Origin of the sequence: Nocardia flavorosea, assembly GCF_015477805.1 — a bacterium.
GTDB classification, from domain to species: Bacteria; Actinomycetota; Actinomycetes; order Mycobacteriales; family Mycobacteriaceae; genus Nocardia; species Nocardia flavorosea_A.
Genome location: NZ_JADLQL010000002.1, coordinates 113,493 through 130,934, shown reverse-complemented (window position 1 = coordinate 130,934; position 17,442 = coordinate 113,493). Strand labels below are relative to the sequence as shown.

The window sequence follows — 17,442 nt, the reverse complement described above, 5'->3', positions numbered from 1 at the left end:
CCCTCCGGACTCCGTATGCCCGGATAATGCCAGCGATCACCGACAGTTCCCGCGACGGTTGCCGATCGAGTTATCAGCCGTCGATGGTCGCGGGCAGCGGTGACCGGTTCAGCGCCGAGGCCGCGAGCCGCTCGAAATGCCGCAGCTGCCGTTCATGAACCACGATCCGGCGCAGCGCCTCGTGGATGGTGGCCTTGTCGGTCCCGGTGCCCATGATTGCGCCGGCGGCCGCCAGCAGATCTTGATCCAGATCGATCCGCACTGTCGGCATGCGTCCTCCTTCGTACATCACTGCCGTGGCGGTGCAGCCGCCCCCGGACGGAGCACCGGCCGGGGCTGCGCGACGACGAACACCGCTGGCCAGTCAGTTTGCCGAGTCCGTGCCGGTTTATCGCCCGAATGATCCGGCGTGTGTCCACATCGAGACCTACCGGCCCGCGAACCGGGCGGATTCAGCGCGGAGACAGCCGGGATTCGAAAATACGTTCCAGTTCGCGCCAAGCCTTGGCCTCGGCATCGAACGGCGGATTCGGCGCCATCCGGGTCGGGTCCGGGTTCAGCAGATAGGAGACGTACCAGCCGAGCGGAGTCGATTTCGCCAGTGCCTGCTCCACCGCGTCGTCCTCGGCGTAATCGGCGGCGTCGGTGAACAACTCCAGCACCAGATCCAGCTGCTCGGTATCCACCGCTTCGGGTCCCTCGGACAGATCGTCGGCCAGGCCGGGCAGGACGTACACGTTCTCGTCGGTGACCTCGACCTCCAGCGAGCCGTCCACCGCTGCGGTCTGCACCTCGGCGAAGGTGCTCACGCGGGCCAGATCGTGTTCGTGATCATCGGCGAGATAGCGGGCCAGGGCGCGTTCGCTGCCGAATACGGAAATGGATTTCCTGGCCCCGAGGAAAATCGGCTCGTCGTCGAGATAGCAGCGCAGCGTGAAGTATTCCGCATCCGAGGTGACGATCTTGACCGGGTCGATCCCGACCTCCTCCCAGAAAGTGAGATCCTCGTCGTCATTCTCGTCGTCGGCATTCAGATCGACCGGTTCGATATCGCTGTCGTCATCGGTATCGGCGACATCGTCGGCGTCGACCTCGTTCTCCTCGGCGGCCAGCAGTTCTGCCTCGGCCAGCGCCACCGCTTCGGCGTCCACGGCCGGTACATGCATCACCGAATCGATCGAATCCAGCACATCGTCCCAGTTCTTGGCCACTGCGGCGCCGATCCGGTCCCACAGTTCCAGGCCCTCGCGGCCTGCGAACATCCCGGTGCCGCCGGCCAGCGCACCGAGCGCGGGCTGCGTGGCGAAGAACTTCGTCACCGTTTCGAGTTCGCAGACCTCGCCGATATTGCGGACCATGGCCAGCGTGTCCTCGAGTTCGGCGACGGTATCCACATCCGGATCCCCGGCGGCCAGCTCCGGCACCCCGACCAGATCGAAGGAATAGTTGTCCTCGGGCTCCAGTTCCGCGGCCGATAGACCGGCGACAACTTTCCAGGCCGGATGGTCGACCAGGTCGTTATCGGAATCGGTCCGGATGAAGGCCGCCAGTTCGGCCACGGATTCGAAGCCGTAGAGGGAGTCCTCGTGTCCTAGGAACGCTTCCCATTCGTCATCCCCGTCACGCCAGCGCGGTGCCCAGAGGGTGACGAGATCGCCGTCGGTCAGACCGAGCTCGATCGGGACGATGTCTCCAGAAGCCATACGCGGAAGCCTAATAGGTAGAGCCGGGCCGGGCCCACCCCTGGGCCGACCACAGCCGGAGCGGAAGGTGAACGTTCCCCGTGCGGTGCACGACCGGAGCATACGCCGAGGTACACCCGGCGGCACCGTACGCTCGCCACGACACCTGCCGAACACGCCGGCGACCCGCCGTGATCAGGAGTTACCGGGTTCTCCACCGGCCGGTTGCGCCGCCGCCTGCGCAGCCGGCGCGAACGATTCGTTCAGCGCGGCAACGACCTCCGAGCGCCGGCCCCCGGCATCCTCGGCCGCCTGGCGGCAGGCCGACAGGATCAACTGCGCGGCTTCGGCGGGCGGGAGCGAGGTCACCCCCTCGGCGAGTTGTAAGGCCACCAGTGCGCCGTCGCTGTCGATCTCCGCGCTCACCAGTCCGTCCTCGGTGGTGAACCGGCCCCGGATCTGTTTCAGCCCGTACAGCGCCGCTTCGAGCGCCTCCAGTTTCTGGGTGGCACCCGCGACCAGGGCGTCCATTTCCGCGCTCATACTCCATCCCTCCTGGATCCCCGCGGTACCGCGCCGTGGTGGTTCGCCGCGACCGGTTGTTCGCGGCGGCTCATACCGGCCGCATCCAGCTCGTCGGCCCGGTGTCGGCGTCGTCCATCCGATCCAGTTCGTCGACTGCCTGCTGCCGGGTCGGCAAGCCGAGCTGGTCCAGGACCTCCGCCGGCATTCCGTTCTCGGCCAGCAGTTCCCGGCGTTTCGCCTTCGCCGCGATCGTCGAGCGTTTGGTCAGCCGCAGAATCTCGTCGGCGAGTGCCTGCGCGCCGTAACGGTATTCGCTGCGCTCGAATTTGATCTCCACCGGCATGCCTTGATCGGTGGCGCGTACCGACAATGTGCCGGAACGGTTCCTGCTCCCGGCCACGGTGACGTTCGGTATCTCGGGAACCTGCTGCTCACTCATACTTCTGTCCAGTCGTCATGATCCGATATCCGCCCATCCGGGGCAGGCTGACGTGTGGCCGACTCATTCCGTCGGCCGGTAGAACCCGTAGAATTCCATCCCGCTGTTCTCGGTGCGGATGGCGCCGACCTGTACCGGATCCCCGGCCTCGACGAGCTGGCCGTTGCCGATGACCATGGCCACATGGCCGTCCCAGACCGCCAGATCTCCGGGCATGAGGTCGCCGGGGGAGACCGGGGTGGCGCCGTTGGCCTGTTCGTGGGCGAGGCGCGGAATCTCCACGCCTGCTTCGCCGTACGCGTATTTCGTCAGACCGCTGCAGTCCAGGCCGGCGCCCGGTGTGTTTCCGCCCCAGACATACGGCGTGCCGACGCAACCGAGCGCGGATTTCACCGCGGTGGCCGCCTTCTCGTTCGGCGCCTCCACGACACTGCCGTCGGGCAGGGTGATCTCGACACCCTCGCCGGACGTGGTGCCGGCGGAAGTGGTGGTCTTCCCCGGTGTTCCGGCGCTCGTCGTGGTGGTGCTGCCGCTAGGACTCGACATCGCGGTACTCATCACCGTGCCGGCCACTCCGGCGACACTGCTGAGCCCCGAGGTCACCGTGGATATCGCCTGACCGGCCACCGGGGCGGCGTTCGCGGCCGGCGGAGTGGGCGGCGGTGGGGCGAGCTCGTTCATCGAGGCGGTATGGGTCTGCAGTTCGTTCTGCACCCGGCCCACCACCCCCAATGCCTGCCCCAGATGGTCGATCGCGGACCCGACCAGCAGTGTCAACCCGGCCGGGGTGCCCAGGGCGGGGGCCATGGCGGAGGCGTTGTTCACGAACGATTGCGCGATGGCGGTGAGATCCTTGTTGCCGGTCTCGACATGGGCGGCCGCCTGACCCATCACCGTGGCCATCTCGTTGCCGCGGTCGGAGATGCTCGCGGCGGAGGTCTGCACCCGCAATGCTTTGGAGGTCGCGGCGTCCGCCCCGGTACCATCCCACGCGGTGTTCATCTGATTGATGCTCGTGCGGCCGAGTGAATGGACCTGATCGATCGCCGTGGACGCCGCCCGCAGCGAATCACCCGGGCCACCGGCGCCGAGCACGCCGGTGCCGAAACCGGCGAGCAGATCGAGGATCGGTTTGGCGAGCGCGCTGATATCGATCACCGGTCACTCCCCGGCGGCACCGCGCAGGGCGGCCGCATTGCTGGTGTCGGCCTCGGCGTAACTCACGGCGGCCACACCCGCGGCTCCGCTCATGGTGCCCAGGACGGCCGACAACTGGCCGATCGTCGCCAGATGGCCCGCGTGCGCGGCGGCGTAGGCGGCCAGGAAATCACCGCCGACCAAGCCGAAGACCGGGCCCAGAATCGCCGGCGCGGCACCCGATGCGCCGGCCCCGGCCGCCGCGAGCTCGGAGGCCATCACCCCGGCGGTGGTGCCGTAGGCCGCGATGCCCTCGGCATCGGCTGAGATGTTCACCATCAGAGGTTCCCCCATCGACTTCGTTAACGGGCAGAGTATGTCATCTACCGGATTCGACGCACCGGCTTCCCGCTCGGTTCCACCGAAATCGAAAATCCGGAAATCCCCGGCGCGACGGCAGGCGAGGCGCGCGCGGGTTCGACCTTATCGTTTCCCTATGCGTACGCACACCCTGGATCATCCGCTCGTGGCGAGCCTGCTGACCACGCTCCGCGACGAACGCACCCCCGATTCCGCATTCCGGGCCGCCCTGCGCGACCTGTCCGGACTGCTGGTCTACGAGGCGCTGCGCGATGCGCAGGTCGAGTACTACGACATCAATACACCGGTCATCGCCACCCGCGGTGTGCGCTTGGCCCGCCCGCCGCTGCTGGTTCCCGTCCTGCGGGCCGGGCTGGGCATGGTGGAGGCGGCCACGAATATGATCCCGGAATCGAGGGTGGGTTTCGTCGGGCTCGCCCGGGACGAACAGACCCACCAGCCCGTGCCCTATCTGGAATCGCTGCCCGCGGATCTGTCCACGACACCGGTCATGGTGCTGGACCCGATGCTGGCGACCGGCGGCTCGATGGTGCATACGCTGGAACTTCTGGCCGGGCGCGGGGCCACCGATATCACCGCGGTATGTGTTGTCTCGGCGCCCGAGGGAATCGCCGCGCTGGCCGGTTCGGGCCTGCCCGTGCGGTTGGTGACCGCGGTGATCGACGACCGGCTCGACGCCGATGCATTCATCGTGCCCGGGCTCGGCGACGCCGGCGACCGGCAGTTCGGCCCGCGCTGAGCGCGATCAGCCGGCCAGCGTCCGGCAGTACGCGGCAGCGGCCGAAAGACGCTGCTGTGCTGTATTTCTCGCGACAGGCAGATCGTCCCGGCAGGAAACCGGCTGCACCACCTCCAGATAGCATTTGAGCTTGGGTTCGGTGCCCGAGGGCCGCACCACCAGCCGCAGGCCGTCACCGGTGAACAGCAGGGCGTCCGTGCGCATCCGGCCGCGCAACTCCGCCATATCGGTGTAATCGACCGCGGTACCGGCGAGTTCGCGCGGTGGTGTCGTACGCAGGGTGTTCACCACCGCCGCCGCGGCCCGCTGATCCGGCAGGCGCAGCGAGACCTGCTCGCCGGCGTGCACCCCGAAACGGAGTGCGTAATCGTCGAGTTCGCCGAGTAGCGTGCGGCCGCCGGCGCGTAGCCGCGCCACCAGGTCGGCGGCCAGTACCGCGGCGGAGATACCGTCCTTGTCGCGTACGGCCGCCGGGTCCACACAGTGACCGAGCGCCTCCTCGTACGCGTACACCAAGCCCTCGCCCGCGCGGGCGAGCCATTTGAAACCGGTGAGGGTTTCGGCATAGCGGGCACCGCGTTCGGCGGCCAGCCGGGCGAGCAACCGCGACGAAACGATTGTGGTCGCCACCAGCGCATCGGGCGGGGCGGTGCGCAGTACAGCGTCGGCCAGCAGCACACCGGTTTCGTCGCCGCGCAGCATCCGCCAGCCCTCGGGGGTGGGCACGCCCAGCGCACAACGGTCCGCGTCGGGGTCGAGGGCGATGGCCAGATCGGCGTCCACCCGCTCGGCCAGGCGCAACAACAGATCGGCGGCGCCGGGTTCCTCGGGGTTCGGGAACGCGACCGTCGGAAAATCCGGGTCCGGAGTGAACTGTTCGGCCACCGCGTGGATATCGGTGAACCCGGCGGCGGTGAGTGCCTGCGCTACCGTGGCGCCGCCCACCCCGTGCAGCGGTGTGAACGCGATCCGGATACCCGCGCGTTCCCCCGGCCCGCCGATGAGCTGCGGCAGTTGGGCGATTCGCGTCAGATAGCGGGAGAAGAGATCAACGCCGGATACGTCCACCGGGGTACGCGCGATCGGTTCGGTCACCGCCGCGATCCGCTGTTCGATCTCGGTATCGGCCGGAGCGAGCAATTGCGCACCCCCGTCCACGTACACCTTGTAGCCGTTGTCGGCGGGCGGATTGTGCGAGGCGGTGATCTGCACGCCGGCCGCCGCGCCCAACTCACGGACGGCGAACGCGGTCACCGGGGTGGGCCACGGTTCGGGTAGCCGGACCACCGGGAAACCGGCCGCAGCCAGTACCTCGGCGGTGACCTCCGCGAACTCCGCCGACCCGTGCCGGGCGTCGCGGCCGACGACCACCTGCCCACCGCCGAGACAGCGGTCCCGCAGCCACGCCGCGAGGCCCGCGGTCGCGTGCGCGACGGTGGTTTCGTTCATCCGGTCCGGGCCCGGCCCCAGCGGGCCCCGCAACCCCGCGGTGCCGAAGGTCAGCACTACAACTGCTCCAGCATTCCACGCAGCAGTTTGCCCAGCCGGGGCGCGGCGGCCTGTCCTTCGGCCAGCACCTCGGCGTGGGCCAGCGGAGCCCCGGTGACACCGGCCGCCAGGTTGGTGACCAGCGAGATCCCGAGCAGCCGGGCGCCCAGTGCGCGCGCCGCGATGGCCTCGAGCACCGTGGACATCCCCACCAGGTCGGCCCCGATGGTGGCCAGCATGCGAATTTCCGCGGGGGTTTCGTACTGCGGTCCGGTGAGGCCGGCGTACACGCCGTCGGCGAGGTCCGGGTCGATCCGGCGGGCGAGGTGACGCAGTTCGGGATCCCAAGCGTTGACCATATCGACGAATGTGGGCCCGGTCAGGGCGGTCGTACCGGTGAGGTTGATGTGATCTCGCACCAGTACCGCGTCACCGACCCGCAGGCCAGGCCCGATACCACCGGCGGCGTTGGTCAGGATCACCGTTTCCGCGCCCGCCGCCACCGCGGCCCGCACCGGATGCACCACTTCGGCGGGGGAGTACCCCTCGTAGAGATGCTGGCGCCCCATGAGCACGAGGGCATCGGTGCCACCGACCGAGACCGACAGCACCCGGCCGATATGACCCTGTGCGGTGGGGGCAGCGAACCCGGGTAAGTCCGGCATGGGGATTTCGGCGTTCGGGGTCCCGAGTTCGGCGGCGGCGTCCTGCCACCCCGACCCCAGCACGATCGCGACTCGGTGCCGGGCCACGGAGGTCCGGGCGGCGATTTCCTGGGCAGCCTCTTCGGCGAGCATGGCGGTCAGTGTATGGCCTGCGGGCGCGCCGTACCGGTGTCATACGGATATGGCGACCGCAGCCGACCGCTGTGGGAATCCCGTGGTCCTGCCGATACGCTGCACCTATGCCGTACCTGGAACGCGAGGGCAACGTTTTCGTATTGTCGCTGGGCAACGAGGGCCAGACCGACAGCGAGAACCGATTCAGCCACGACTGGCTCGACGCGGCGCATGCCCTGCTGGACACCGTGGAAGCGAGTGCGGGACCCGCCGCCCTGGTCACCACGGCCACCGGTAAATTCTTCAGCAACGGCCTCGACACCGACTGGCTGTTCGCCAACCTCGACCGCATGCACGGCTACCTCGATCGCGTCCACGGCTTGTTCAGCCGGATCCTGGCCTTCCCGCTGCCCACCCTGGCCGCGGTGAACGGGCATGCGTTCGGTGCCGGTGCCATGCTGGCGAGCGCGCACGATTTCCGGATCATGCGCGCCGACCGCGGTTTCTGGTGCCTACCCGAGGTGCATCTCGGGATGCCGTTCACCATCGGGATGAACGCGCTGGTCACGGGCCGGTTGTCCAACCAGGTCGCCCTCACCGCGATGACCACGGGCCACCGGTACGGCGGTCCGGAGGCGCTCGCCGCCGGGATCGCCGACGAGATCGCCGATGCCGCTGATCTGCGGAATGCCGCGATCACCCGGGCCGCCGCCCTGGCGGCCAACCGGACCGCGAGCCTGCCGGTGATCAAACGTGCCCTGCATGCGGAGGTACTGTCCGCTTTGGCGGTCCCGACCACACCGGACAACCTGGAATTCGCCAAGGGTTAGCATTCGGGTATCCGTTTCGTTGTCATAGTTCCGGTGGTCACACCCGGGACGTCGCCGGGCGCGGATCCGGCCGTGGTGGGAAACTGGAGGTGACGGCCGTTCTCCGGGGGGACGAGTGGAACCGCCGCCGGTGTACCGCGACGCAGGTCGCGGGCGATATGTGTTACGGGCCGGTCCCGGCACGGGAGAAGTGGTTCGCAGCTGCTCGTTCTACGACAGGAGGATATTCGGTGAGCACAACCGGCCGTTCGGTGCGCGACGGACAGGACGCGGTGACGGCGTGGCTGGCCGAGCACACGGTCGATCTCGTGCAGTGGCGACGGCATCTGCACGCGAACCCGGAGCTGTCCCGCACCGAGTTCGCCACCACCGAATTCGTCGGCACCTGGCTGACCAAGGCCGGCCTGTCGTTCCGGGTGCTGCCCAGCGGGACGGGCCTGATCTGCGATATCGGCCCGGAGGACGCTCCCCGGATCGCTCTGCGCGCCGATATGGACGCGCTACCGCTGCAGGAGTTCACCGGCCGGGATTTCGCCTCCACGGTTCCCGGCGTCTCCCATGCCTGCGGACACGATGCGCATACCGCCATCCTGCTCGGTACCGCCCTGGCCCTGGCCGACGCGGACCTGCCGGTCGGGGTCCGGTTGATCTTCCAGCATGCCGAGGAAGTGATGCCCGGCGGCGCCCTGGACATGGTCGCCGAAGGCGCCGTCACCGATGTGGATCGTATCTTCGCCCTGCACTGCGATCCCCGGCTCGAGGTGGGGCGCGTGGGTATCCGGGTCGGTGCCATCACCTCCGCGGCCGACACCGTGGAACTGGTTCTGGACTCGCCCGGCGGGCACACTTCCCGGCCCCATCTGACCAGTGACCTGGTCTACGCCATCGGCACCGTCATCACCGGCCTGCCCGGCCTGCTCAGCCGGCGGATCGACCCCCGCACCAGCACGGTCATGGTCTGGGGTGCGGTGAGCGCCGGCAAAGCCCCCAACGCGATACCGCAGACGGGGATGCTCACCGGCACCGTCCGCACCGGCGACCACGCCACTTGGTCGCTGCTGGAGCCGCTGGTGCGCGAAATAGTCGACGGCCTGCTCGCTCCCACCGGCGTGCGCTACCAGCTCGACTACCGGCGCGGTGTACCGCCGGTCGTGAACGACGAACAGTCGGTCCGGATGCTCAGCGACGCGGTCCGCGAGATCGGCCCGGAAGCGCTCGCCGACACCCCGCAATCCGGCGGCGGCGAGGATTTCTCCTGGTACCTGGAAGAAGTACCCGGTGCGATGGCCCGGCTCGGCGTCTGGTCCGGTATGGGCCCCCAGCTGGACCTCCACCAGTCCACCTTCGACATCGACGAACGCGCCCTCGCGATCGGAGTCCGCACGTTCACCAACCTCGTTCTCCAGGCCGGCGCAGAACTCGGCATCTGACCTGCGCAAACTCATCACCGTCGGGTCAGTGGATCCCGCGGGATTCCGGCCCACGAAAACCCGAACGTAACCAGCGGTGAGTTCGGCGAGGCCCTGAAAGGTCAGGGACCAAGGGGCGGAAACCCGCGCCGCCGCAGGCGTCGCAAGAATCAACTGAAGTTGTTGCCCGGTCCGACGTTGCGGCTGTTGCGGGTGCGTAGGGCGTGCACGTAGTCCGCTGGGGCGCCGGCTTTTTCGGCGGCATCAGCCATAACGCCCAGGTAGCGGGCCGACGGTAGACCACCCTCGTATGCGTCGAGAACATACAGCCACGCCAGGATCGGGTCGGTTCCGCTCCCGGGGCTGGGCGTCACGCGCAGGCGGATCTTGCGGTGGATCCCGAAATCGGAGCCCTCCCACCGGTCCAGTCGCTGCTCGTCTTCCGGGGAGACGTCGTAGAGCACCACGAAGACCCGGGACCCCGGCTCCTCGACGACGGTGGCCAGTGGGCCTTCCCAGCCGATGTCGTCCCCGCTGAAGGTGAGGCGCCAGCCCTCCAGCCAGCCCGTCCCGGACATGGGAGAGTGCGGGCAGCGCTCGAGCATCTGGGTCGAATCCATATTGGACCCGTAGGCAGCGTAGATCGGCACACCGGCAGCTTAGTTGTGTCCGGGCTCGCACCGGTACGGGGCGTCGTAATTGGTGCTGCCGGGTGCGCTTCGCGCGCGGTCCCGGGCGGGGTCCGGCCGTGCCGGGACTGTCGATGGGCCTCGCTGAACAGCACCGACTAGGCTTGTCTCGGCGAGTGAGGGCCGCGACGCTGCCGCGCGCCGGGCGCGGGTGATCAGGACAGGGGAAGTTATGACCCGCATTGCAATCATCGGTGGCGGACCCGCGGGCTACGAGGCGGCGCTGGTCGCGGCCCAGCACGGTGCCCAGGTCGTATTGATCGATTCCGACGGTATCGGCGGGGCGTGTGTGCTGTGGGACTGTGTCCCGTCCAAGACGTTCATCGCGTCCACCGGTATTCGCACCGATCTGCGGCGGGCCCGCAACCTCGGGATAACGCTGGATCCGAGCCAGGCCGAAGTGCGTTTGCCGGAGGTCAACGAGCGGGTGAAGGCGCTGGCGTTGGCGCAGTCGTCGGATATCCGGTCCAAACTGCAGGCCGCGGGTGTCCGGGTGCTGCCCGGCTGGGGCCGGCTGGCCGGTCCGGGGGCGGGCCGGGCAACCCACCGGGTCGTCGTGAACTGCCCGGACGCCGCCGAGGAGACCGTAGAGGCCGAGGTGGTGCTGATCGCAACGGGCGCTTCGCCGCGAGTGCTGCCCGGGGCCGAGCCCGACGGCGAGCGGATCCTGAACTGGCGTCAGCTCTACGACCTGGCCGAACTGCCGGAAAGCCTGGTGGTGGTCGGTTCGGGTGTCACCGGCGCGGAATTCGTTTCCGCGTATACGGAAATGGGTGTTCGTGTGGTCCTGGTCTCCAGCCGGGACCGAGTGCTGCCGGGCGAAGACGCCGATGCCGCACTGGTTCTCGAGGACGCCTTCGCCGAGCGCGGTGTCGAACTGGTCAAGCACGCCCGCGCCGACAAGGTGGAGCGCACCGCCGACGGTGTGCTGGTGACCCTGTCCGACGGCCGCACGGTTACCGGTTCGCATGCTCTCATGACGGTCGGTTCCACCCCGAACACCGCCGGCCTCGGGTTGGAAGAAGCCGGCGTAGAACTCGACCGTGGCGGATATCTGCGGGTCGACCGGGTTTCACGCACCCCCGTTCCCGGTATCTACGCGGCCGGCGACTGCACCGGTTTGCTGCCCCTGGCCTCGGTGGCCGCCATGCAGGGCCGGATCGCGATGTACCACGCGCTCGGTGAGGGCGTGAGCCCGATCCGCCTCAAAACGGTGGCCTCGGCGGTGTTCACCCGGCCCGAGATCGCGACGGTCGGTGTGAGCCAGACCGCGATCGACACCGGTGAAGTCCCTGCCCGCACAGTGATGCTGCCGCTGAACACCAACCCGCGCGCCAAGATGTCGGGGTTGCGCCGCGGTTTCGTGAAGATCTTCTGCCGCCCGGCGACCGGCGTGGTGATCGGCGGTGTCGTGGTTGCCCCAATCGCCTCGGAATTGATCCTGCCGATCGCCCTCGCGGTGCAGAACAACCTCACGGTCAACGATCTGGCGCAGACGTTCTCGGTGTACCCGTCGCTCACCGGTTCGGTGATGGAAGCGGCCCGCCAACTCATGCGTCACGACGACTTGGGCTGACACGTAGTCGCTCCGCTCCGGTGCCGGTCCATGGATAGCCGCGATGCCGGTATTCGATGACTAGGTGATCCGGTGCGCGCTGTCGCAAGCGGGTGCGCTGCGACCGGCTGCCCCAGCCGCACGGCCGAATCCGGCGAGATCTCGAACGTTTTCGGCCCCCTACCAACATCAACGCAGCCAGCGGCACGCCGAGCTGGGTGAGGCGTGAAAGCTTTGCCCCACGAAAACCGGGCATAACCAGCGGTGGCACCGAGTATTACAAGGCCCGAAAGATTCCGGCCCACAACAGCCCAAAGCAACCAGCGGCCCAACTGAGCCGAGCGAGGCCCTGAAAGGTTTCGGACAGCAGGGACCCAGGGGGCCGAAACCCGCGCCGCCGCAGGCGGCGCCGAATAAACACAGCGGCCGAAATCCGCGCCGCCGCAGGCGGCGCCAAAAGATACAGCACAGATTGCCGGACGGGCTCGGGTGTGGTTGACTTTCGAGGCAGAGATTGCGATCGGCGGGCGGTCGCGGAGTTTGGTGCCGGGGGGTTCGTCCTTTCGGACTCCGACAGCGAACGGCCCACCCGGGCCACCGCTGGAGTCGTGTCTCAGATGAGGCAGAACTGGTTGCGGTGCACAGGTGCCGCCGCATCCGGGAAAGGGATTGGGCGAATAGTGAAACATCGTAAGCCGAGCCGGGCGACTCGGGCGGTGGCGAGCACTTCGCTGCCGCTTGCGACCGCCGCGGCCATGGCCATCTTCGCATCGCCGGCGGGGGCCGTTCCGAGCGATCAGCCGACCACGCCGACGACTCCGGCACCCGCGCAGCCGGGGGCCACGCCGGAGCAGGAGGGGCCGGAGACCACGCCGAGCCAGCCGGGTGTGCAGAACGAAGGCGAGCAGAGTCAGGACGGGAACGCGGAGCAGCCGGGTAGCACCCCCACTCCGAGTCAGCCCGGTGTGACGGCGCCGAAGCCGGGTGATGAAGGCGAGCAGGCCCGCCCGGGCCCGACTCAGCCGGGTGTCACCGCACCGCGTGTGGCGCCGCTGCCAGTTCCGGGGCAGGACGAGGCGGTGCAGCCGGCGATCGCGCCGAACAAGCCCGAGGGCGAGCAGCCTGCGGCGCCGGGGCAGCCGGGCGATCGGCCGGTCGCTCCCGAGTCCGAGACCGAGGGCGACGCGCAGGCCGCCGATCCGGGCACCGAGACCTTGGTTCAGCCGCAGGCCCCGCAGTGGGAGGCGCCGCGTCTGGAATCGGCTCCGGTGGCGCCGGTGGTGGAGATGCAGGGCCCGCATATGGAGGTCGGTGCCGCGCTCGACGGTGGGACGCTGGCACCCGGGCATTTCGCGAATACGCATCACTTCACGAACCAGTCGGGGTATGTCGGCACGGCCGGTTTCCGTACCCCCACGGGTACCGGCGAGGCCGGTATCTCGGTGGAGTTCGTCGACGAGAACACCATCAATGTCTCCACCTTCACCGGTGGGAACGGGTTGCCCGACAATCGGCTCGATCACACGATCGACACCACCCCGGTGAACAACGCCAAGGCGGCTGTCGAGCACTGGATCGCCATGCAGCCGGGCGGCGCGGCCGCTTTGAAGGCCGCGTCCGAGCTTCCGCCGCCTCCACCGCTGCTGCCGCCGGGTAACTATCCGGAGCAGACGATCAACGTCGCTGGTGTCAACACCCAGTGGGGTGGTTCGCTCCAGTACTGATACGAGTGAAATCTTGCCGGGTGGGGCGGTCGGTTGCGGCCGCCCCACCCGCGTGTCTCGAAAGGGATAGGCTGTGACCGGCGAGGGCGAAGGTAAAGGGCGCGAATCCGACCCGGCGGATTTCGGTCCGCCCACGGGCGAATTCGGGCCGCCGGTATCGGAATTCGGCCCGCCGGTGTCGGAATTCGGTCCGCCGACCGGTGATCTGCCGGTATCGGGCTGGCAACCGGCGGGTGCGGACAATCCGGAGCTGGCCTGGCGGCCGGCCGACGGTTCGCCGGAGCCGCCGACGGTACCTGCGCCGCCGCCGCAGTATCGCGCGCCGGACAGTTCCACGCCGGCCTATCCTCCGGCAACCGGTGATTCCGTGCCGGTGACGCGCCCGCGACCGGGTGGGACCGATGACACGACGGTGCGTCATTCGTTGCCGGCGGATCGAACGCCGCCGGGTCGACCGGGTGCCGATCGGGCAGTCGAGCCGGAACAGGCAACTGTCCGGCACAGTGCCGCGGATCTGCGCTGGCCGGGTACGGAGCCGTCGCCGGGACCGGGCGATCCGGTAGGGGAGCCGGCGCGGCGGCGTTCGGGTGGCCTGTCGTGGGACAGTGATCCGATCGCGCAGAAGCTCACGCCGCAGTCGGTGTCGAGCACGCTGGCCAAGAAGCCGCGTCGGGAGTTGCCTGTCGGCACGATTGTCGCGGTGGCGGCGGTGATCGTGGCGTTCATCGCGGTCGGTGTGGCGATCATCGTGGTCCGCGGTGGTGGTGGCGAAGGGGGTGCCGGGTCCGCCGCGGAGGCCGTCGAGGGGCTCAGTTGCCCGGCGACGCAGGACGGCGCAGTCACCGTCGGCAATGGTGCGGGCGATACGACGAGCGGGCCGGATGCCGTGCTCGGGTTCCAGCACGCTTTCTATGCCGAGCGCAGCGGTACGGGTGCCCGGGAATTCGTGGCGCCGGATTCGCAGACCATTTCTTCCGCCGAGACCATCCAGAAGGCGATCGACGAGCAGATTCCGGTCGGTACGCAGCATTGTGTGCGGATCACCGAGCGGGCGGCCGATACGTTCGACGTGGATCTCACCGAACGCCGGCCGAACGGGACGACGACGGTGTACAAGCAGACGGTCACCACGGTGGAGCGGGACGGCAAGACCCTGCTGTGGGTGATCGAAGACCGCCGTTGATCCCATAAGGTGAGATCACAATTTCATATTATGGTTTTCATGGGATGATTGGGTATCGACAGGCGATACCCGGAGGCCCCCATGCCCGATAACGCTGCGCCGCTGGCCACAAAACTTGCCGGCCTGACCAGTTCCGCCATCCGCGACTTGCTGAAGCTCACCGCCGCGGCGGATGTCATCAGCCTCGCCGGTGGTCTGCCCGATGCCGCGCTCATGCCCGGTCCACGGATCGCGGCCGCGGCGGAATCGGCGCTGCGCAGTCCCGCCGCGCTCCAATACACCGAGTCGCCCGGCTGGGGACCGCTGCGCGAGGTACTCGCCGAACGGGAAATCGCGCGGCTGGGCCGGCCGGTCGGGCTCGGCGAGGTGTTCGTCACTCACGGATCCCAGCAGGCCCTTTCGCTGCTCGCGGAGGTGCTGCTCGACCCCGGCGCGCTGGTCGTGGTGGAGGATCCGGCCTATGTCGGCGCGCTCCAGGTGTTCCGCGCTGCCGGGGCGCAGATCGTGGCGGTGCCGCTGGACAACGAAGGTATGCGGGTCGACCTGCTCGAAGAACTGATCGCGGCCGGACAACGTCCCGCGGTTGTGCATACGGTGAGCAACTTCCACAACCCGGGCGGCGTCACCATGAGTCCCCGCCGCCGCCGTGCGCTGGCCGCCGCGGCCGACAAGCACCGATTCTGGGTGATCGAGGACGATCCCTACGGGGAGTTGTGGTTCGACCGGCCCGCGCCGGCGCCGGTCGCCACGTATTCGCCGGCGGTGATCCGGCTGTCTTCGGCCTCCAAGATCCTGGCCCCGACCCTGCGGGTGGGCTGGATGGTCGCACCGGAGCGCGTCTGCCGGGCGGTCGAACTGCTGAAACAGGGCGCCGACCTGTGCGGTTCCGCATTGACCCAGCAGATCGCCACCGAACTGCTCGCCGATAGCGAATGGCTCGGCAGCCATATCGATACGGTGCGCGGCGTCTATGCCGCCCGCGCCACCGCGCTGGTGGATGCCGTGGCTGCGGCATTCGGCGACCGCCTGCGCTGCAGTTCCGCCTCCGGCGGGATGTTCGTGTGGGCGGAGTTCACCGACGGCACCGACACCACCGAACTGCTGCCCCGTGCGCTCGCCGCGGGTGTCGCCTTCGTTCCCGGGCAGGCGTTCGCGGTCACCACCCCGTACTCGCACGCCATGCGAATGTGTTTCACCACCGCCGCGCCGGAGGTTCTCGAGGCGGCTGCCGTCCGGCTGGCCCGGGCTGCGGGGCAGCCGCCGGTGCCGGTCGTGGCAGCCGGTCAGTCCGCCCAGTTGTAGGTGCGTTCGACAGCCTTGTTCCAGTCCCGCAGCCGGATCTCGCGTTCGGCGGCCGGCATGGCCGGGTTCCACGTGGTGTCGGCGGCCCAGTTGGCACGGATATCGTCGGTGCCCGCCCAGTAACCGACCGCCAGGCCGGCGGCGTATGCGGCGCCGAGAGCGGTGGTCTCGTTGACCAGCGGGCGGACCACCGGAAGATCGAGGATATCGGCCTGGAACTGCATGAGCAGATCGTTGGCGACCATCCCGCCGTCCACCTTGAGCGCAACCGATTCCAGGTTCAGCCGGTTGGCCTCGGCGTCCGCGCGCATCGCGTCCATCACCTCCCGGGTCTGGAACGCGGTCGATTCGAGGATCGCGCGCGCCAGATGCGCTTTGGTGACGAATCGGGTGAGACCCGCGATGACGCCGCGGGCATCGGGGCGCCAGCGCGGGGCGAACAGCCCGGAGAAGGCGGGCACGATATAGGCGCCGCCGTTGTCGTCCACGGTACGGGCCAGGTCTTCGATCTCCGGGGCGGCGTCGATGATGCCGAGATTGTCGCGGAACCATTGCACCAGGGCGCCGGTGACGGCGATCGACCCCTCCAGTGCGTACACCGGCGGCTGGTCACCGAGCCGGTAGCAGACGGTGGTGAGCAGGCCGTGTTCGCTGAACACCGGTGTGGTGCCGGTGTTGAGCAGCATGAAGTTGCCGGTGCCGTAGGTGTTCTTGGCTTCACCGGGGGAAAGGCACGCCTGCCCGAACGTCGCGGCCTGCTGGTCGCCGAGGATGCCCGCGACCGGTATCCCGGCCAGCGGCCCCGCTCCGATCTCCGCGTAGACCTCGGAGGAACTGCGGATCTCCGGCAGCATCGCCGTCGGCACGCCGATCTCCGCGCAGATCTCGCTGTCCCACTGCAGGCTCCGCAGATCCATCAGCAGCGTGCGTGAGGCATTGGTGACATCGGTGATGTGGCGGCCGGTCAGCTTCCACAGCACCCAGCTGTCCACGGTGCCGAAGCACAGTTCCCCGGCCTCGGCTCGCTGCCGGGCACCGGGAACCGTATCCAGGATCCAGCGCACTTTCGGACCGGAGAAGTAGGTCGACAGCGGTAGACCGGTGCGGTCGGCGTAGCGGTCGGCGCCCTGGTCACCGGCCAGTTCGGTACACAGCCGGTCGGTGCGGGTGTCCTGCCAGACAATGGCGTTGTGAATCGGCCGGCCCGTCTCGCGCTCCCACACCACCGTGGTCTCGCGCTGATTGGTGACGCCGACCGCCGCGATATCACGCGCCCGGACGCCGGCCTCGTCCAGCGCCGCGCCGAGCACGAATTCGGTATTGCGCCACAGCGTTTCCGGATCGTGCTCCACCCAGCCCGGTTTCGGGAAGATCTGATCGTGTTCGCGTTGGGCCAGACCCGCGATATGCCCCGAACGGTCGAAGAGAATGCATCTGCTCGAAGTCGTGCCCTGGTCGATGGCGGCCACATAGCGCATGGCAGGAGGCTAGCGTAACCGGGCATGTCGGTGATGGGTGTCTCGCTGCACCCGATCGGGACGGATCAGCGCATAGGCTGTAGGGCGAACTCGCGGACCCTG

The 17,442-nt window shown here is 68.5% G+C and carries 17 protein-coding genes; 7 read left to right on the top strand and 10 right to left on the bottom strand.

Annotated elements, in window-relative coordinates; all coding sequences use genetic code 11:
• Positions 1 to 73 precede the first annotated feature (73 nt).
• The 6 genes from IU448_RS09605 to IU448_RS09580 all read right to left on the bottom strand — a co-directional run bounded on the left by IU448_RS09605 (position 74) and on the right by IU448_RS09580 (position 4,122).
• A complete protein-coding gene (locus IU448_RS09605) occupies positions 74 to 271 on the bottom strand; it encodes a type II toxin-antitoxin system VapB family antitoxin (protein ID WP_195055251.1) in 198 nt (65 codons plus the stop codon).
• Positions 272 to 452: 181 nt separating this feature from the next.
• Positions 453 to 1,703 carry a primosomal protein gene (locus tag IU448_RS09600; RefSeq protein ID WP_195055250.1) on the bottom strand — a complete coding sequence of 417 codons (1,251 nt, stop codon included), beginning with the start codon at positions 1,701 to 1,703 and terminating at the stop codon, positions 453 to 455.
• Positions 1,704 to 1,877: 174 nt separating this feature from the next.
• Positions 1,878 to 2,225, bottom strand: coding sequence for a YbaB/EbfC family DNA-binding protein (locus tag IU448_RS09595; RefSeq protein WP_195055249.1), 348 nt, complete (start codon positions 2,223 to 2,225; stop codon positions 1,878 to 1,880).
• A 70-nt stretch (positions 2,226 to 2,295) separates the two neighbouring features.
• Complete coding sequence (locus IU448_RS09590; RefSeq protein ID WP_195055248.1) at positions 2,296 to 2,646, bottom strand: hypothetical protein; 351 nt, start codon at positions 2,644 to 2,646, stop codon at positions 2,296 to 2,298.
• A gap of 63 nt (positions 2,647 to 2,709) precedes the next feature.
• Positions 2,710 to 3,804, bottom strand: coding sequence for a C40 family peptidase (locus IU448_RS09585; RefSeq protein ID WP_195055247.1), 1,095 nt, complete (start codon positions 3,802 to 3,804; stop codon positions 2,710 to 2,712).
• Between the two features lie 3 nt (positions 3,805 to 3,807).
• On the bottom strand, positions 3,808 to 4,122 hold the full coding sequence (locus tag IU448_RS09580) for a type VII secretion target (protein ID WP_195055246.1): 315 nt from the start codon (positions 4,120 to 4,122) through the stop codon (positions 3,808 to 3,810).
• Between the two features lie 157 nt (positions 4,123 to 4,279).
• Here IU448_RS09580 and upp point away from each other — a divergent pair, with 157 nt between their 5' ends.
• Complete coding sequence (gene upp, locus IU448_RS09575) at positions 4,280 to 4,903, top strand: uracil phosphoribosyltransferase (RefSeq protein ID WP_195055245.1); 624 nt, start codon at positions 4,280 to 4,282, stop codon at positions 4,901 to 4,903.
• Positions 4,904 to 4,909: 6 nt separating this feature from the next.
• On the opposite strand, the gene IU448_RS09570 is transcribed toward upp, so the two are convergent.
• The gene (locus IU448_RS09570) at positions 4,910 to 6,409 is read right to left on the bottom strand and encodes a phospho-sugar mutase (RefSeq protein WP_195055244.1); all 1,500 of its coding nucleotides are present in this window, start codon (positions 6,407 to 6,409) and stop codon (positions 4,910 to 4,912) included.
• Positions 6,409 to 7,188: a purine-nucleoside phosphorylase gene (locus IU448_RS09565; protein WP_195055243.1), complete on the bottom strand. Its 780-nt coding sequence runs from the start codon at positions 7,186 to 7,188 to the stop codon at positions 6,409 to 6,411. Before IU448_RS09565 ends, IU448_RS09570 begins: the two co-directional genes overlap by 1 nt.
• Positions 7,189 to 7,295: 107 nt before the next feature.
• On the opposite strand from IU448_RS09565, the gene IU448_RS09560 reads away from it, so the two are divergent.
• Together IU448_RS09560 and IU448_RS09555 are read left to right on the top strand one after the other, a co-directional pair.
• Positions 7,296 to 8,000, top strand: a complete 705-nt coding sequence (locus IU448_RS09560; RefSeq protein ID WP_195055242.1) for an enoyl-CoA hydratase-related protein — start codon at positions 7,296 to 7,298, stop codon at positions 7,998 to 8,000.
• A 272-nt stretch (positions 8,001 to 8,272) separates the two neighbouring features.
• Complete coding sequence (locus tag IU448_RS09555) at positions 8,273 to 9,430, top strand: M20 family metallopeptidase (RefSeq protein WP_416383002.1); 1,158 nt, start codon at positions 8,273 to 8,275, stop codon at positions 9,428 to 9,430.
• 149 nt (positions 9,431 to 9,579) lie between these two features.
• Here the strand turns inward: IU448_RS09555 and IU448_RS09550 are convergent, their stop codons facing one another.
• Positions 9,580 to 10,059, bottom strand: coding sequence for a gamma-glutamylcyclotransferase (locus IU448_RS09550; protein ID WP_195055241.1), 480 nt, complete (start codon positions 10,057 to 10,059; stop codon positions 9,580 to 9,582).
• A gap of 211 nt (positions 10,060 to 10,270) precedes the next feature.
• Between IU448_RS09550 and IU448_RS09545 the strand changes: the two genes are divergently transcribed.
• The 4 genes from IU448_RS09545 (at position 10,271) to IU448_RS09530 (ending at position 15,862) form a co-directional block, all read left to right on the top strand.
• Positions 10,271 to 11,674, top strand: coding sequence for an NAD(P)H-quinone dehydrogenase (locus IU448_RS09545; RefSeq protein ID WP_195055240.1), 1,404 nt, complete (start codon positions 10,271 to 10,273; stop codon positions 11,672 to 11,674).
• A gap of 695 nt (positions 11,675 to 12,369) precedes the next feature.
• A complete protein-coding gene (locus tag IU448_RS09540; RefSeq protein WP_280458450.1) occupies positions 12,370 to 13,377 on the top strand; it encodes a hypothetical protein in 1,008 nt (335 codons plus the stop codon).
• Positions 13,378 to 13,450: 73 nt separating this feature from the next.
• The gene (locus tag IU448_RS09535) at positions 13,451 to 14,560 is read left to right on the top strand and encodes a hypothetical protein (RefSeq protein ID WP_195055239.1); all 1,110 of its coding nucleotides are present in this window, start codon (positions 13,451 to 13,453) and stop codon (positions 14,558 to 14,560) included.
• Positions 14,561 to 14,641: 81 nt separating this feature from the next.
• A complete protein-coding gene (locus IU448_RS09530) occupies positions 14,642 to 15,862 on the top strand; it encodes a PLP-dependent aminotransferase family protein (RefSeq protein WP_195055238.1) in 1,221 nt (406 codons plus the stop codon).
• Here IU448_RS09530 and glpK read toward each other — a convergent pair.
• Entirely contained in the window at positions 15,844 to 17,340 is a 1,497-nt protein-coding gene (gene glpK / locus IU448_RS09525; RefSeq protein ID WP_195055237.1) for a glycerol kinase GlpK, read from the bottom strand. The two genes, IU448_RS09530 and glpK, sit on opposite strands and share 19 nt — an antisense overlap.
• Positions 17,341 to 17,442 lie beyond the last annotated feature (102 nt).

Bases quoted from the DNA above. Each gene is read 5' to 3' on its own strand.
- upp (WP_195055245.1), top strand. From the start codon at position 4,280: ATGCGTACGCACACCCTGGATCATCCGCTCGTGGCGAGCCTGCTGACC.
- IU448_RS09545 (WP_195055240.1), top strand. From the start codon at position 10,271: ATGACCCGCATTGCAATCATCGGTGGCGGACCCGCGGGCTACGAGGCG.
- IU448_RS09560 (WP_195055242.1), top strand. From the start codon at position 7,296: ATGCCGTACCTGGAACGCGAGGGCAACGTTTTCGTATTGTCGCTGGGC.
- IU448_RS09600 (WP_195055250.1), bottom strand. From the start codon at position 1,703: ATGGCTTCTGGAGACATCGTCCCGATCGAGCTCGGTCTGACCGACGGC.
- IU448_RS09580 (WP_195055246.1), bottom strand. From the start codon at position 4,122: ATGGTGAACATCTCAGCCGATGCCGAGGGCATCGCGGCCTACGGCACC.
- glpK (WP_195055237.1), bottom strand. From the start codon at position 17,340: ATGCGCTATGTGGCCGCCATCGACCAGGGCACGACTTCGAGCAGATGC.
- IU448_RS09565 (WP_195055243.1), bottom strand. From the start codon at position 7,188: ATGCTCGCCGAAGAGGCTGCCCAGGAAATCGCCGCCCGGACCTCCGTG.
- IU448_RS09590 (WP_195055248.1), bottom strand. From the start codon at position 2,646: ATGAGTGAGCAGCAGGTTCCCGAGATACCGAACGTCACCGTGGCCGGG.
- IU448_RS09595 (WP_195055249.1), bottom strand. From the start codon at position 2,225: ATGAGCGCGGAAATGGACGCCCTGGTCGCGGGTGCCACCCAGAAACTG.
- IU448_RS09605 (WP_195055251.1), bottom strand. From the start codon at position 271: ATGCCGACAGTGCGGATCGATCTGGATCAAGATCTGCTGGCGGCCGCC.
- IU448_RS09530 (WP_195055238.1), top strand. From the start codon at position 14,642: ATGCCCGATAACGCTGCGCCGCTGGCCACAAAACTTGCCGGCCTGACC.